Raw genomic sequence first — 12704 nt, forward strand, 5'->3', positions numbered from 1 at the left:
TACCGCAGACATGAAAAAGGCGCCTTTTGACAGGCGCCTTTTTCACGGCCGAAATTTATCTCAATCCCTGTGGCGAGGGGATTTATCCCCGATCGACTGTGCAGCAGTCGCCTTCAGTTCAAGCTGCTCACCACCAAGCCTCATTCACCACCACGTGAACGTTCTGTAAACCGGGCTTAGAACTTATAGCCCAAACCCACCATGTAGATGAACGGATCCACATCCACATTCACCCGTGCGCGAGTGCCCGGCGCCACAGCGTTGTTCTCCACAGTCGCGCGAGTATCGATATCGATGTAGCGCACCTGGGCGTTGAGCATGATGTTGTCGGTCAGCATGTAGTCCGCGCCGACCTGCCAGGCCAGACCCCAGGAGTTTTTCGCCTTGAAGTTGCTGAAACCATTGGCGCTGGCTTCGCTGCCGACGTGCTCGTCATAAATCCAGGTGTAGTTGATGCCGCCGCCGACATACGGTTGAAACGGCGACTTCGAATCCAGCGGGTAGTAGACGACGCTGAGGGTCGGTGGCAGGTGTTTCAGCGTACCGAGTTTGCCGTTTGCTGCTGGCAGGGCAGTGCCTTTGATCTTCACATCATGTTCGAACGGCGTGGCGGCGAGCAGCTCGATACCGACGTGGTTGGTGAGCATGTAAGCGAAGTTCAGGCCCAGTTGAGTGTCGCTGCTCATGGTCGCCTTGCCGCCCAGATTGGTGCCGCTCAGCGGACCCTGATCGACCTTGACGCTGGAGCTGTCGGCCTTCGGGTTGACGGTGATTGCACCGGCACGAATCAGGATGTCGCCGGCTTCGTGAGCGTGGGCGAGCGGGGCTGCGAGCGCGAGGGCAAACAGCGAGGCGCTGAGCAAGGACTTGTTCATGGGGGCTCCAAAAGGACGTTAAAAGTTTCTGATGTCCTATGGTACGAAGCCAACTGATACGGTCTTTTGACTCAGCTCAATGAAACAGTGAAGGAGCCTGCTTTTGTGGAACCTTTTCCAGCGATGAGGCCTTTACAAACAACACAGAACTGTCGGATTCACTCCGGCAGCTCATACACATAAATCTTGTCCGCCTCCATCTGATACCCGGCATCCGCCAGTTCGCTGCTCGACGCTTTAACCTGCATCGGCCCTTCGACCCAATACGGCTGATACAACTCATCGAGCTTCACGCCCAACTCGCTTTTCACATGCACGATCTGGTTCGACGGCGGTGGCGGCACATGGATGCAGGCGCCGAAATACGGCACCAGCAAGAAGTCCGTGGTGCGTCCTTCTTCATTGACCTCCAGCGGCACGATGTAGCCCGGCAGACGAATGTTCTGACCATCGAGTGATTGCACGACCGGAGCATTCGGCATGTCCTGTTTCGCCGCTGGCGCGGCTTCGGCAGACAGCGCATCGCTCATCTTCGACAGATCGTGCAGCGGGGTCATGTTCGGCACTTCCGGCGCCGCGTCCGGCGGGATCATTTCCGACCAGGTCAAATCTTTCGGCGCCGCCGCCCACACGGGCAGGGCGACCAGCAACAACAGCGCGAGCACGGCGCGGGGCATGGAAAACATCCTCATAAACGAATCGACAGGCCATCGGCCAAGGATTGGCGATACGCGCGCCAGGCCGGCACGCTGCCCATCAGCAGCGCGGCCGCCAGAATGCCACCGAGCAGCGTCCATTCATACTCGCTCGGCCACGCCAGCGGCAGGAACAATCCGTAATTGGCCTGCACATAACCCTGCGCAGCAGCGATGCCGATATACAGCAACGCCAGCCCGGCGATCACCCCGGTCAACGCCAAGGCAAAGGCTTCCAGCACCAGCAGGCTCGCGATGTGCCACGGCCGCGCACCGACTGAACGCAGAATCGCCATCTCGCGGCGACGCTCGTTAAGGCTGGTGAGAATCGCCGTGAGCATGCCGATCAAACCGGTCAGCACCACGAACAGCGAGACTACGAACAGCGCTTTCTCGGCGGTGCTCATCAGGCTCCACAACTCCTGCAAGGCCACACCCGGCAGGATCGCCAGCATTGGCTCACCACGGAATTCATTGATCTCGCGTTGCAGCGCGAAAGTGGAAATCTTGCTGTTGAGGCCAAGCATGAACGCGGTGATCGCTTGCGGCGCCAGGTCCATGTTGCGCGCCTGATCGGCCGTGATCCGCCCGTTGCCCCGCGCCGGCACGCCGTTGTGCCAGTCAATGTGAATCGCCTCCATGCCGCCGAGGCTGATGTGCAAGGTGCGATCTACCGGGGTGCCGGTGCGCTTCAGAATGCCGACCACGGTGAAAGGTTTGTCATCGTGTTTGACCAGACTGATCGCCGCTACGCCATGGGCCAGCACCAGTTTGTCGCCAAGCTTGTAATGCAGCGCGTCGGCGACTTCGGCGCCGAGCACCACTTCAAACGGATCGGTGGCAAACGCGCGGCCATCGGCCAGTTGCAGGTGCTGCTGGCGGCCGTACTGGTAATGCTCGAAATACGCTTCGGTGGTGCCCATCACCCGGTAGCCACGATGGGAATCGCCGAGGGACATCGGGATCGCCCACTTCACTTTCGGGTTGTTGGCGAAGTGTTCGAAGCTGTCCCAGCGGATGTTGTTGGTGGCGTTGCCGATGCGAAACACCGAGTACAGCAGCAGATTCACCGAGCCGGAACGGGCGCCGACGATCAAGTCAGTGCCGCTGATGGTGCTGGCGAAACTGGCTTTGGCCTCGGTGCGCACCCGCTCGACGGCGAGCAGCAAGCAGACCGACAGGGCGATGGCGAATGCGGTGAGCAACGCGGTGAAGCGGCGGTTGGCCAGGCTGGCCATGGCCAGACGGAACAGATACATCTCAGACCTCGGCAGACGTGGCGGCGCGATTGAGTTCGGCCAGGGACAGGTGACGGTCGAACAGCGGCGCCAGACTTTGGTCGTGGCTGACGAACAACAGACTCGAACCGGCCTCGCGGCATTCGGCGAACAACAGGCGAATGAAGTTTTCCCGAGCGTCGTAATCCAGCGCCGAGGTCGGTTCGTCTGCGATCACCAGTTCCGGCTGTCCGATCAAGGCACGGGCGGCGGCGACCCTTTGTTGCTGGCCGATCGACAACGAGTCGGCGCGGCGACTGAGGATGCTTTCGTCCTTCAAACCCAAGTGAGCAAGCAGGGTGGCGGCGGCTTGATCGACGCTGCCGTGACGCTGCTTCGCCCGTTCGGCCCGCAGCCTGGAGAAGTGGCAGGGCAGTTCGACGTTCTCACGCACCGAGAGAAACGGCAGCAGGTTGAACTGCTGGAAGATATAGCCGGTGTGATCGACGCGGAAGGTGTCGCGGGCGCCGGCGGACAGTGCGGTCAGTTCCTGGCCGAGCAGGCGAATGCTGCCACGATCGGGTTTCTGCACACCGCCGAGCAGGCCGAGCAGGGTGGTCTTGCCGCTGCCGCTGGGGCCTTTGAGGAACAGGGTTTCACCCGGCTCCAGACGAAACGCCGGGATGTCCAGCAGCGGCGGGTGGCCGGGCCAACTGAAGCCCAGGTCGGACAGTTCGATGAGTGCTTGGGTCATGGCGCCAGTTTCAAAAGTTTTCATAGCCCCTGCGGGAGCAGCCTTCGGCAGCTCCTGCACAGGACAGCGTTGGAATCAGAACTTCAGCGCAGCAGCCTTGGCCGTCACTTCGGTGCCTTGCTGACCGCTGGCACTGATCAGTTGTACCTGAATTTTCTGCGTCGCCGGGAAGGTGCTGAAAATGTTCGCCAGATCCAGCGTCTTCAAGGCGCCCGGAGCTGCGCACTTGAACTGATAGTGCGCGTGGATTTCACTGTGGTCGTGATGATGCTCGTGGCCGTCCTTGCCCGCTTCACCGTCGTCGTGATCATCGGCATCCGGCTTGTCACCGAACAACGGACTTTCCAGTTCCTGACTCACCACTTTGCAACCGGCAGCGGCTGGCAGCTTGAACAGCGTCAGAGGCTTTTCCAGTTGGGCGCGGGCGGCGGCGACTTTGGCCTTGTCGGCATCCGTGGTGGCGGCGTGTTCGAAACCGACCAGGTTCATCGCCGGGCTTTCCAGCTCCAGTTCCAGAGTCTGGCCATCCAGCGCGGCGTTCAAACGACCGACTCCATGTTCGTGCGCGCCAAGGCTGCCGTGTTCATGATCGTGGTCATGCTCATCAGCAGCATGGGCGATGGCCAGCGGCAACAGGGCAAACGGCAAAGCGAGCAGCAGACGACGCATGGCGGTCTCCGGGAAGTAAAGTGAAGAGTTTGTTATGTAATCTTATAACGAAAGTGCGCAGAGTTTGCCCGTGCGCTCCGCTTTGCGCAAGACATGACTGAGCACCGCCCGGGACAGATTCCGGGGCGGTGCATGGATTGGAGTTCACACTTTTAGAGTCAGAAGCCAGTGCCGGGATAGTCGAACCAGTAATGTCCCGATAGCACATGCTTGATCAAATTTGCGTCTAGCACGCTCGGCGCATCGCGACTAAAGCGCTCGCGCCAGGCTGGCAGCCACCAGTAGTTGATGGCTGTTCCGCGGGGAAGTACTACAAGTGTCATCACTTCCCGATCAATTTTTTCCTCTGCGTAGAGTTGATGGGTGCGATCCATGAAGCCCATGTACTGATTGATCGGCAGCTGAAACATGAGTGCAGTGGTGAAGATTTTTTCGCTCTGACTGAACGTTGGACTTCGCAGAATCTGCAATGCTTCGCAAACATACGCCTGTGGTTGACCAGCGATTTTTTGGCCTTCGGGAGTAGAAAGTATGTCGAAACGGTCATCCAGATCCCGCCAGTCGATACGGCTATTTCCCTCAAAGTAATCGCGAATTACGGCGGTAAGCTGACCTGGCTCTGTGTTTTTGGAAGTACAGGCTGAAAGGTCGGCAGGCGACCAAAAGCGCCATGCGACGATGAATAGAAGTGAAGCAGTCAGGATTATCCAAGAAAGTCGTTTCATTGTGGTTTGCTGTGTTTGTAACGTCGAAAAATGGTGAAGTCATGGTCACTTTCCACCGCGTTGCCCGACGCATGACGAAAGCCTGCATCATTGACTTCTACTTTCTCCCAGCCTGCGGAAATGCAGACGCCCTGAGTCAGGACAAAACCCACGTGCCCGCTGGCATCCGAGTAATTGACCGCATAAGCACCGACATCGCCCGGCAAAGGCGAACGTTCCACCTTCCAGCTATTGAGAAGTCGTCCGCTGTCGGCCCATTCACCCGCCAGCGGTGGACTGACCTTGGAGAAATACGGCAGGTATTTGGATTTTCCATGTTCGATCAACGCTACATTGACCCCGATCGAAGTCAGCACGTCGTAGACAAACAGATTGCATTTGTTCGTGTTTGCCGGGAATTCCACACTTTGCTTTAGCGTTGGATGCGCCAAAGACTGTTTGCTTTTGTTGCCTGCCCATTGCGTGGAACCTCGGTGTGAAAGCGCCTCCATCAATATTCGGCGCGGCATATCCTGGATGACTACTTTTACGGTGCGGGTCTCGTTTTTGCGTTTGACCCCGTACTCCACCTCGTAAAAGGTGTCATTCGAAACGGCACCGCTTGTGGACAAGGGCACCTTCACCCACGGTGAGACGGCGACAATCGACAGTGATTTGCCTTCGGTCAACGTGGCTGTGTGCATAGCCTTTGTCGCTCCCGATGCGCCGACGATCTGAACAGTAACTTCGTGGCTATCGCGGGTTTTTACCGAGGGTAGTTTCTTTGTACCCGAGAGAGTGATGCCGGTTTGCCCCTTGTCAGAGATGAGTGAGTAAACTCGGGGTTTGTCATCGTTCTGAATAATGTTGTCGTCAATGACCAGTCCGTCCACCAGCAACTGAAACTTAACGCCTGTTGGTGACTGCATCAGAAAGTCTTTAAAGACCAGTTTGATTTCCGATTTCATGGCAGGTCCTGAATCATAGGTTCTTCGTAGGCGTAAAACGTCCAGTCGGAATCCTCCCCGACCAACAGGGTGTCGTAATCCGCGTGGTTTTTTACAGGGTGTTCGCAGCCCTCGCCTGTGGCGTTACAGGTGCTGTCTTGCAAGACAGCCACCTTTTTCTTGTCCTTGAGTTTGTAGGCCAGTCCGGGTTTTTCGGTGTCGTCCAAGCGTTCGATGATCACTTGTAGATAACGATACGAAGTCACCGCGGCAATTGACGGGCCGATGTCGATCGGGGCAGGGCGGCCTATTCCGGCAAAACCACTATGTTGTTGGGGCAACAACTTGTTGGACATGGGCGGGCAGCCGCAGGCGACATAGTCATCTACCAACGCAGCCGGGCCAGCAGGCAATATCAGTGTTCTTTCACCCACCGCCACGATCGGGCCTTTGCCGGGACCGCATACCGGACAACTGGCCAATTGTCCGATGGAAGCGATGATCTTTCCTTCGATATTGAGGTTTTCATTTCCCTCAAGTATCACGCCACCCGTAGAGGTCGGGCCTCCCTTCGAGGCCAGTTTTCGTCCTGAAGACATGGGCATCCTTCCCATGGAAAAGAGACCAATGTAGACGATTGCTCGATAAAAACCAGAGGCCTGTGATGCTGTGCGCTTGGCGTTACACAAGTCCCGTGGGAGCATGCAGGTCAGAAATATGTGGGAGCGAACTCAATGTTGCGGATACGTGGAACCGTCGGCGACGTGCTGGTGGATTTGACGGTGGAACTGGATGACAGCGATTGGGCGAAGCTCGGCTCAGCCCTCGGCGGTCAGCCGCATATCGTTCAAGCGGTGGCCGCTTCGGCGCCAGCGGCGAAACCGCTCAATCAGGACGATGCGTTGTGGCAGGCTGCCCGGGATTTGCTGCGCAAGGCCGGGCAACTCAGCGGGCCGGATCTGCTCGAACAACTGGAAGGCCTGACCGGCAGCGCAGGGGCAGGCAAACGCTTGCTGGTGCGGCTGCGGCACAGTTCGGATGTGAAAGTGGTGAGCGGCGGGGATACGCCGCTCTACAGCTGGATCGAGTAAACGCTTAGTACAGCGCGGCAAACAACTTGCGACGGTAGGCGGTCACCAGAGGGTGATCGTTGCCCAACAACTCGAACACCTGCAACAACGTCTTGTGCGGCAAACCTTCGCCGTAGCTGCGATTACGGATGAACAGCTTGAGCAAGGCATCCAGAGCCGCTTCGTATTGCTGACGAGCCAGTTGCTGAATCGCCAGTTGATACACCGCTTCATCGTCCTGCGGGTTTTGCGCCAGGCGGGTTTTCAGGTCGGCAGCGTCCGGCAGGTCGCGGGCAAGGCCCAGAAATTTGATCTGCGCCTTCGCCGCGGCGAGCGCGGCTTTGTGCTCATCGCTCTTGACCGCGTCGAGCACGGTTTGCGCTTCGTCCAGTTCGCCGCGCTCGGTCAGGCAGCGGGCGTACAGGATCAGCGCTTTGGCGTTGGTGTTGTCTTCGTTGAGCATGATCACCAGCGCGGCTTCGGCATCGGCGTAACGACCGTCATCGAACAAGGCCTGAGCCTGTTCGAATGGATCGGCCGCGGCCGGCGCCGGCATCTGCACATGGGGTTCGAGCAAGGCACGTACGGCGGATTCCGGTTGCGCGCCGGCAAAACCGTCGACCGGTTGACCGTCCTTGAACAGCACCACGGTCGGCAGGCTGCGAATGCCGAAGCGGGCAACGATGTCCTGCTCGATGTCACAGTTGACCTTGGCCAGCAGCAACTCGCCCTGATAGCTCTCGGCAATGCCTTGCAGCATCGGCATCAGCGCCTTGCACGGCGCACACCATTCGGCCCAGAAATCCACCAGCACGGGTTTATTGAAGGAAGCCTCGATCACCGACTGGTCGAAGTCGGCAGTCGTGGCGTCGAAGATGTACGGCGTTTGTTGACTCATGGGGGATCTCTTTTAAGCGTCAATGAACGCACTATAAGGGGTGGCGCAAAAGATCGCGACGCGCGTGGTAAAGGCTCACATGCCGAAACTCTTCCGGCTCCGCCAGATCCGGCAAGGTCATCGCCTCAAGCATTTCAATGCGCTCATACAACGGATGGCGAAAATCCCGAACCCGCGAATCGGCCACCAGCGCTTCACGGCCACGGCTGAGAAACGCATCGAGCAACGGCAGATTCGCCCGGTCATACAACACATCAGCCACCAGAATCAGGTCAAAGCGATCCGCTTCGGCGAAGAAATCCGTCGAATAACTCATCTGCACATCGTTGAGTTCGGCATTCGCCCGACACGCCGCGATCGCCAGCGGATCGAGATCGCAGGCCACCACTTCCAACGCCCCGGCCTTCACCGCCGCAATCCCGGCGATGCCGGAACCCGCGCCAAAATCCAGGACGCGTTTGCCGCGCACCCACTTGGGAAACTCTGCCAGATAACGCGCCACCGCCAGACCACTGGCCCAGCAAAAGCTCCAGTAGGGCGGCTCGTGCAGAATTCGTTGGGTTTCTTCCTGGCTGAATTCGCGCGCCATGTTGTCGCCGTCAATCAGCCACAACTGCAAATCGGTGTCCGGCAACGCACAGGCTTTCAGTCTGGCGTCGCCGAGCAGTTCACCCAACGCCTGTTGCAGGTCGAGCGGTGCATTCATGGTGCTTTGACGAATTGCAGTTGGCCCAATGCCTGAGTGGTCGGCTGGGTAATGGTTTGCGACGGCAGATGCAGGATCAACTGGCCAGACTGGCTGGCGCGGCCACGCAGTTCAACCCGCGCCCCGGCCGGGAAGGCCTCGGGGTTGAAGCGCACATGGAACGGCAGAATCTGGTTGTTGCCGATCAGGCTGGAACTGGCGAGCAATTGCTGCGGACGATCCTTTGCATCGATCACCAGTAGCGCCAGTTCGACTTCGGCACCGGCCGGCACACCTTGCAGGGTGCCACTCAGTTCGCGCTGATACGCCGGCAACGGGCCGAGGTCGGCGGCTTCCTTGGCTTTTTTCTGCGCCTGCTGTGGCGCCGGGCCTGGAGTGGGCGGCTGAGGCTTGGGCGCATCGCTGCTGCAGGCCACCAGCAGGCTTAAAAAACTGAGCAAAACGAGCGGACGTAACGACATTGGCAGCTCCGGCAAAATGAAATCCATGGATCAAACGATCATGCCAGTCTGTATACCGCAAACCCTATGGCTTGTCTTGCCACCGGGATGCGCTACCATGGCCCTCCCTTTTTTTGTTGCCAGCCACCATGCACTGTCCCTTCTGCGGTGCCAACGACACCAAGGTCATCGACTCGCGTCTGGTCGCCGAGGGCGAACAGGTGCGCCGCCGGCGTGAATGCCTGGCCTGCGGCGAACGTTTCACGACATTCGAGACGGCCGAACTGGTGTTGCCGCGCCTGATCAAAACCGATGGCAGCCGCCAGCCGTTCGACGAAGAAAAACTCCGCGCGGGCATGCAACGCGCCCTGGAGAAGCGTCCGGTGAGCGTCGAGCGCCTCGAATCCTCTTTGGTTCACATCAAGCACAAGCTGCGCGCCACCGGCGAGCGCGAGGTCAAATCCCTCGTGGTCGGCGAACTGGTGATGGCCGAGCTGCAAAAGCTTGATGAAGTCGCCTACATCCGTTTCGCTTCGGTCTACAAGCGCTTCCAGGACCTCAACGAGTTCCGGGAAGAGATCGACCGCCTCGCCCGCGAACCGGTGAAAGAATGACCAGCGCCGCCGAGCAGGCCATCCTCGACGCCCACTTCATGGCCCGCGCGCTGGAACTGGCGCGCAAAGGTCACTACACCACGCATCCTAATCCCCGGGTTGGCTGCGTGGTGGTGCGGGACGGGCAGATCGTCGGCGAAGGCTGGCACGAACGCGCCGGCGAGCCTCACGCTGAAGTCCACGCCTTGCGCGCTGCCGGTGAGCTGGCCCGGGGGGCGACCGCTTACGTCACCCTCGAGCCGTGCAGCCACCATGGCCGCACCCCGCCGTGCGCCGATGCGTTGGTCAATGCCGGCGTGGCTCGGGTGGTCGCGGCGATGCGTGATCCGAACCCGCAAGTGGCGGGCCGTGGCTTGCTACGTCTGGCCGATGCCGGCATTGCGACTGAAAGCGGCGTGCTGGAAGCTGAAGCGCGCAAGCTCAATCAGGGTTTTCTGAAACGCATGGAACACGGCTTGCCGTTCGTGCGGGTCAAACTGGCCATGAGTCTCGACGGCCGCACGGCGATGGAAAGCGGCGAGAGTCAATGGATCACCGGCCCGGCAGCACGTTCGGCGGTGCAGCGTTTGCGCGCGCAAGCGGCGGTGGTGCTGACCGGCGCCGACACGGTGCTGGCTGACGGCGCACGCTTGACCGTGCGCGCTGATGAGCTGGGTCTGGATGCCGGGCAAACCGCACTGGCCATGAGCCGTCCGCCGCTGCGCGTGCTGATCGACGGACGCCTGCGGGTGCCGCTGGACGCGCCGTTCTTCAAGGCTGGTCCGGCGTTGGTCGCCACCTGCATGGCGGTCGAAGAGCAATACGCCAATGGCCCGGAATGTTTGATCGTGCCGGGTGATGACGGTCAGGTCGATTTGCATCAATTACTGATCGAACTGGCCAACCGTGGCGTCAACGAAGTGCTGGTCGAGGCCGGCCCGCGACTGGCCGGTGCCTTTGCCCAGCTCGGTCTGGTCGATGAGTTCGTGATCTTCATCGCCGGCAAGTTCCTCGGTTCCACGGCGCGTCCGCTTTTGGATTGGCCGCTGAGCTACATGAAGGACGCTCCCGAGCTGAAAATCACTGAAATCCGCGCGGTTGGCGATGACTGGCGAGTCACTGCCATCCCTGTCCTTTCGGCGAGCGTATAATTCCCGGCCATCGCGTTAGCGCTGGCTTCGTTCTCAAGGAGAACCCCATGTGTACCGGCATCATCGAATCCATCGGCAGTATCCGTGCATTGACCCCAAAGGGCGGCGATGTGCGGGTGCATGTTGAAACCGGCAAGCTCGACCTGAGCGACGTCAAACTCGGCGACAGCATCGCGGTCAACGGCGTCTGCCTGACGGCCGTTGAGCTGCCGGGCGACGGCTTCGCTGCCGACGTCAGCCGCGAAACCCTCGACTGCACCGCCATGAACGACCTGAAAAGCGGCAGCCCGGTCAATCTGGAAAAAGCCCTGACCCCGACCACCCGTCTCGGCGGGCACTTGGTCAGCGGTCACGTCGACGGTGTCGGTGAAATCGTCTCCCGCGCTGATAATGCCCGCGCCGTGGAATTTCGCATCCGCGCACCGAAAGAGCTGGCCAAGTACATCGCCCATAAAGGCTCGATCACCGTCGACGGCACGAGCCTGACCGTGAACGCGGTCGATGGCGCCGAGTTCATGCTGACGATCATCCCGCACACCCTGAGCGAAACCATCATGGCTTCCTACAAGCCAGGTCGCCGAGTGAACCTGGAAGTCGACTTGCTGGCGCGTTATCTGGAGCGTCTGCTCCTCGGCGACAAGGCCGCAGAGCCAAGCGCTGGTGGCATTACTGAAAGCTTTCTGGCCGCCAACGGCTATCTCAAATCCTGACCCAAGGGGGTGCCTTGTGGCGCTCAATAGCATCGAAGAACTGGTTGAAGACATCCGCCAAGGCAAGATGGTCATCCTCATGGATGACGAAGACCGCGAGAACGAAGGCGACCTGATCATGGCCGCCGAATGCTGCAAGGCCGAGCACATCAACTTCATGGCCAAGCACGCCCGTGGCCTGATCTGCATGCCGATGAGCCGTGAGCGCTGCGAACTGCTGAAGCTGCCGCTGATGGCGCCACGCAACGGTTCCGGTTTTGGTACCAAGTTCACCGTGTCGATCGAAGCCGCCGAAGGCGTGACCACCGGCATTTCCGCTGCCGACCGTGCGCGCACCGTGCAAGCGGCTGCCGCCAAAGACGCCAAGGCTGAAGACATCGTCAGCCCCGGCCATATCTTCCCGCTGATGGCGCAGGCCGGTGGCACCCTGGCGCGTGCCGGCCACACCGAAGCCGCTTGCGACCTGGCGCGCATGGCCGGTTTCGAGCCGAGCGGCGTGATCTGCGAAGTGATGAACGACGACGGCACCATGTCCCGTCGCACCGAACTGGAAGCCTTCGCCGCCGAACACAACATCAAGATCGGCACCATTGCCGACCTGATTCACTACCGGATGATCCACGAACGTACCGTTCAGCGGATTGCCGAGCAGCCACTGGACAGCGAACTGGGCCATTTCAACCTGGTGACCTATCGTGATTCCGTGGAAGGCGATGTGCACATGGCCCTGACGCTGGGCACCGTTTGCGCCGAAGAGCCAACACTGGTTCGCGTACACAACATGGACCCGCTGCGCGACCTGTTGATGGTCAAACAACCGGGCCGCTGGAGTCTGCGCGCCGCCATGACGGCGGTTGCCGAGGCTGGCAGCGGTGTGGTGCTGTTGCTCGGTCACCCGCTCGATGGCGACGTGTTGCTGGCGCACATCCGCGAAACCGCCGATCAGGCTGTGGTGAAAAAACCGACTACTTACAGCATCGTTGGTGCCGGTTCGCAGATCCTGCGCGACCTTGGCGTACGCAAAATGCGCCTGATGTCGGCGCCAATGAAATTTAATGCGATATCCGGTTTCGATCTGGAAGTTGTAGAATACGTGCCCTCCGAATAATGACCGGTTGTTTCCGGCCCTGATTTCGCGGCAAATAAATCACTGAGGGATGCGTAGCAAACGCGTCCCGGCTCTTTAAGAGATCTGACGAATGACCCTGAAGACCATCGAAGGTACCTTCATCGCCCCTAAAGGCCGCTACGCTTTGGTAGTGGGCCGTTTCAACA

Annotated in this window: 16 protein-coding genes and 1 pseudogene; 6 read left to right on the forward strand and 11 right to left on the reverse strand. The window is 59.7% G+C overall.

Annotated elements, in window-relative coordinates; genetic code table 11:
* Positions 1–176: 176 nt before the first annotated feature.
* The 8 genes from ACIOVB_RS18865 to ACIOVB_RS18900 all read right to left on the reverse strand — a co-directional run bounded on the left by ACIOVB_RS18865 (position 177) and on the right by ACIOVB_RS18900 (position 6460).
* A complete protein-coding gene (locus ACIOVB_RS18865; protein ID WP_187678768.1) occupies positions 177–875 on the reverse strand; it encodes an OmpW family protein in 699 nt (232 codons plus the stop codon).
* 158 nt (positions 876–1033) lie between these two features.
* On the reverse strand, positions 1034–1552 hold the full coding sequence (locus tag ACIOVB_RS18870; protein ID WP_187678769.1) for a DUF3299 domain-containing protein: 519 nt from the start codon (positions 1550–1552) through the stop codon (positions 1034–1036).
* Between the two features lie 11 nt (positions 1553–1563).
* Positions 1564–2829 (reverse strand): ABC transporter permease, encoded by a 1266-nt coding sequence (locus ACIOVB_RS18875; RefSeq protein ID WP_401270248.1) that lies wholly within the window; start codon positions 2827–2829, stop codon positions 1564–1566.
* Between the two features lies 1 nt (position 2830).
* Positions 2831–3541: an ABC transporter ATP-binding protein gene (locus tag ACIOVB_RS18880; protein ID WP_187678771.1), complete on the reverse strand. Its 711-nt coding sequence runs from the start codon at positions 3539–3541 to the stop codon at positions 2831–2833.
* Between the two features lie 75 nt (positions 3542–3616).
* Positions 3617–4210, reverse strand: coding sequence for a DUF2796 domain-containing protein (locus tag ACIOVB_RS18885; RefSeq protein WP_401270250.1), 594 nt, complete (start codon positions 4208–4210; stop codon positions 3617–3619).
* Between the two features lie 158 nt (positions 4211–4368).
* A complete protein-coding gene (locus ACIOVB_RS18890; protein ID WP_401270253.1) occupies positions 4369–4935 on the reverse strand; it encodes a hypothetical protein in 567 nt (188 codons plus the stop codon).
* On the reverse strand, positions 4932–5882 hold the full coding sequence (locus ACIOVB_RS18895; RefSeq protein ID WP_401270255.1) for a CHAP domain-containing protein: 951 nt from the start codon (positions 5880–5882) through the stop codon (positions 4932–4934). The genes ACIOVB_RS18890 and ACIOVB_RS18895 overlap by 4 nt, the downstream gene beginning before the upstream one ends.
* Positions 5879–6460 carry a PAAR domain-containing protein gene (locus ACIOVB_RS18900; protein ID WP_401270258.1) on the reverse strand — a complete coding sequence of 194 codons (582 nt, stop codon included), beginning with the start codon at positions 6458–6460 and terminating at the stop codon, positions 5879–5881. The genes ACIOVB_RS18895 and ACIOVB_RS18900 overlap by 4 nt, the downstream gene beginning before the upstream one ends.
* 135 nt (positions 6461–6595) lie before the next feature.
* On the opposite strand from ACIOVB_RS18900, the gene ACIOVB_RS18905 reads away from it, so the two are divergent.
* Positions 6596–6952: a hypothetical protein gene (locus ACIOVB_RS18905; protein ID WP_401270260.1), complete on the forward strand. Its 357-nt coding sequence runs from the start codon at positions 6596–6598 to the stop codon at positions 6950–6952.
* 4 nt (positions 6953–6956) lie between these two features.
* Here ACIOVB_RS18905 and trxA read toward each other — a convergent pair whose 3' ends face one another.
* From trxA to ACIOVB_RS18920, 3 genes are read right to left on the reverse strand one after another with little or no spacing between them, the layout of a single operon-like run.
* Entirely contained in the window at positions 6957–7829 is an 873-nt protein-coding gene (trxA, locus tag ACIOVB_RS18910; RefSeq protein WP_401270263.1) for a thioredoxin, read from the reverse strand.
* A gap of 31 nt (positions 7830–7860) precedes the next feature.
* Positions 7861–8535: a class I SAM-dependent methyltransferase gene (locus ACIOVB_RS18915; protein ID WP_401270266.1), complete on the reverse strand. Its 675-nt coding sequence runs from the start codon at positions 8533–8535 to the stop codon at positions 7861–7863.
* Entirely contained in the window at positions 8532–8996 is a 465-nt protein-coding gene (locus ACIOVB_RS18920) for a YbaY family lipoprotein (protein ID WP_187678776.1), read from the reverse strand. Before ACIOVB_RS18920 ends, ACIOVB_RS18915 begins: the two co-directional genes overlap by 4 nt.
* A 128-nt stretch (positions 8997–9124) precedes the next feature.
* Between ACIOVB_RS18920 and nrdR the strand changes: the two genes are divergently transcribed.
* The 5 genes and pseudogenes from nrdR to ribH form a co-directional block, all read left to right on the forward strand.
* Positions 9125–9589 (forward strand): transcriptional regulator NrdR, encoded by a 465-nt coding sequence (gene nrdR / locus ACIOVB_RS18925; RefSeq protein WP_007910946.1) that lies wholly within the window; start codon positions 9125–9127, stop codon positions 9587–9589.
* Positions 9586–10719 carry a bifunctional diaminohydroxyphosphoribosylaminopyrimidine deaminase/5-amino-6-(5-phosphoribosylamino)uracil reductase RibD gene (gene ribD / locus ACIOVB_RS18930; RefSeq protein ID WP_401270271.1) on the forward strand — a complete coding sequence of 378 codons (1134 nt, stop codon included), beginning with the start codon at positions 9586–9588 and terminating at the stop codon, positions 10717–10719. The genes nrdR and ribD overlap by 4 nt, the downstream gene beginning before the upstream one ends.
* A gap of 47 nt (positions 10720–10766) precedes the next feature.
* Positions 10767–11429 (forward strand): riboflavin synthase, encoded by a 663-nt coding sequence (locus ACIOVB_RS18935; RefSeq protein WP_401270274.1) that lies wholly within the window; start codon positions 10767–10769, stop codon positions 11427–11429.
* A 16-nt stretch (positions 11430–11445) separates the two neighbouring features.
* Positions 11446–12537: a bifunctional 3,4-dihydroxy-2-butanone-4-phosphate synthase/GTP cyclohydrolase II gene (ribBA, locus tag ACIOVB_RS18940; RefSeq protein ID WP_187678779.1), complete on the forward strand. Its 1092-nt coding sequence runs from the start codon at positions 11446–11448 to the stop codon at positions 12535–12537.
* Positions 12538–12628: 91 nt separating this feature from the next.
* Positions 12629–12704, forward strand: a pseudogene (ribH, locus tag ACIOVB_RS18945) (6,7-dimethyl-8-ribityllumazine synthase); the annotation flags it as partial.

Source organism: Pseudomonas sp. NPDC087639 (assembly GCF_044743385.1).
Classification (GTDB): Bacteria; Pseudomonadota; Gammaproteobacteria; order Pseudomonadales; family Pseudomonadaceae; genus Aquipseudomonas.

What these genes read in the sequence shown, in the direction of transcription:
- ribD (WP_401270271.1), top strand. Translation starts at nt 9,586, where the DNA reads ATGACCAGCGCCGCCGAGCAGGCCATCCTCGACGCCCACTTCATGGCC.
- ACIOVB_RS18875 (WP_401270248.1), bottom strand. Translation starts at nt 2,829, where the DNA reads ATGTATCTGTTCCGTCTGGCCATGGCCAGCCTGGCCAACCGCCGCTTC.
- ACIOVB_RS18920 (WP_187678776.1), bottom strand. Translation starts at nt 8,996, where the DNA reads ATGTCGTTACGTCCGCTCGTTTTGCTCAGTTTTTTAAGCCTGCTGGTG.
- trxA (WP_401270263.1), bottom strand. Translation starts at nt 7,829, where the DNA reads ATGAGTCAACAAACGCCGTACATCTTCGACGCCACGACTGCCGACTTC.
- ACIOVB_RS18865 (WP_187678768.1), bottom strand. Translation starts at nt 875, where the DNA reads ATGAACAAGTCCTTGCTCAGCGCCTCGCTGTTTGCCCTCGCGCTCGCA.
- ACIOVB_RS18870 (WP_187678769.1), bottom strand. Translation starts at nt 1,552, where the DNA reads ATGCCCCGCGCCGTGCTCGCGCTGTTGTTGCTGGTCGCCCTGCCCGTG.
- ACIOVB_RS18915 (WP_401270266.1), bottom strand. Translation starts at nt 8,535, where the DNA reads ATGAATGCACCGCTCGACCTGCAACAGGCGTTGGGTGAACTGCTCGGC.
- ACIOVB_RS18935 (WP_401270274.1), top strand. Translation starts at nt 10,767, where the DNA reads ATGTGTACCGGCATCATCGAATCCATCGGCAGTATCCGTGCATTGACC.
- ACIOVB_RS18895 (WP_401270255.1), bottom strand. Translation starts at nt 5,882, where the DNA reads ATGAAATCGGAAATCAAACTGGTCTTTAAAGACTTTCTGATGCAGTCA.
- ACIOVB_RS18900 (WP_401270258.1), bottom strand. Translation starts at nt 6,460, where the DNA reads ATGTCTTCAGGACGAAAACTGGCCTCGAAGGGAGGCCCGACCTCTACG.
- ACIOVB_RS18905 (WP_401270260.1), top strand. Translation starts at nt 6,596, where the DNA reads ATGTTGCGGATACGTGGAACCGTCGGCGACGTGCTGGTGGATTTGACG.
- ACIOVB_RS18890 (WP_401270253.1), bottom strand. Translation starts at nt 4,935, where the DNA reads ATGAAACGACTTTCTTGGATAATCCTGACTGCTTCACTTCTATTCATC.
- nrdR (WP_007910946.1), top strand. Translation starts at nt 9,125, where the DNA reads ATGCACTGTCCCTTCTGCGGTGCCAACGACACCAAGGTCATCGACTCG.
- ACIOVB_RS18880 (WP_187678771.1), bottom strand. Translation starts at nt 3,541, where the DNA reads ATGACCCAAGCACTCATCGAACTGTCCGACCTGGGCTTCAGTTGGCCC.
- ACIOVB_RS18885 (WP_401270250.1), bottom strand. Translation starts at nt 4,210, where the DNA reads ATGCGTCGTCTGCTGCTCGCTTTGCCGTTTGCCCTGTTGCCGCTGGCC.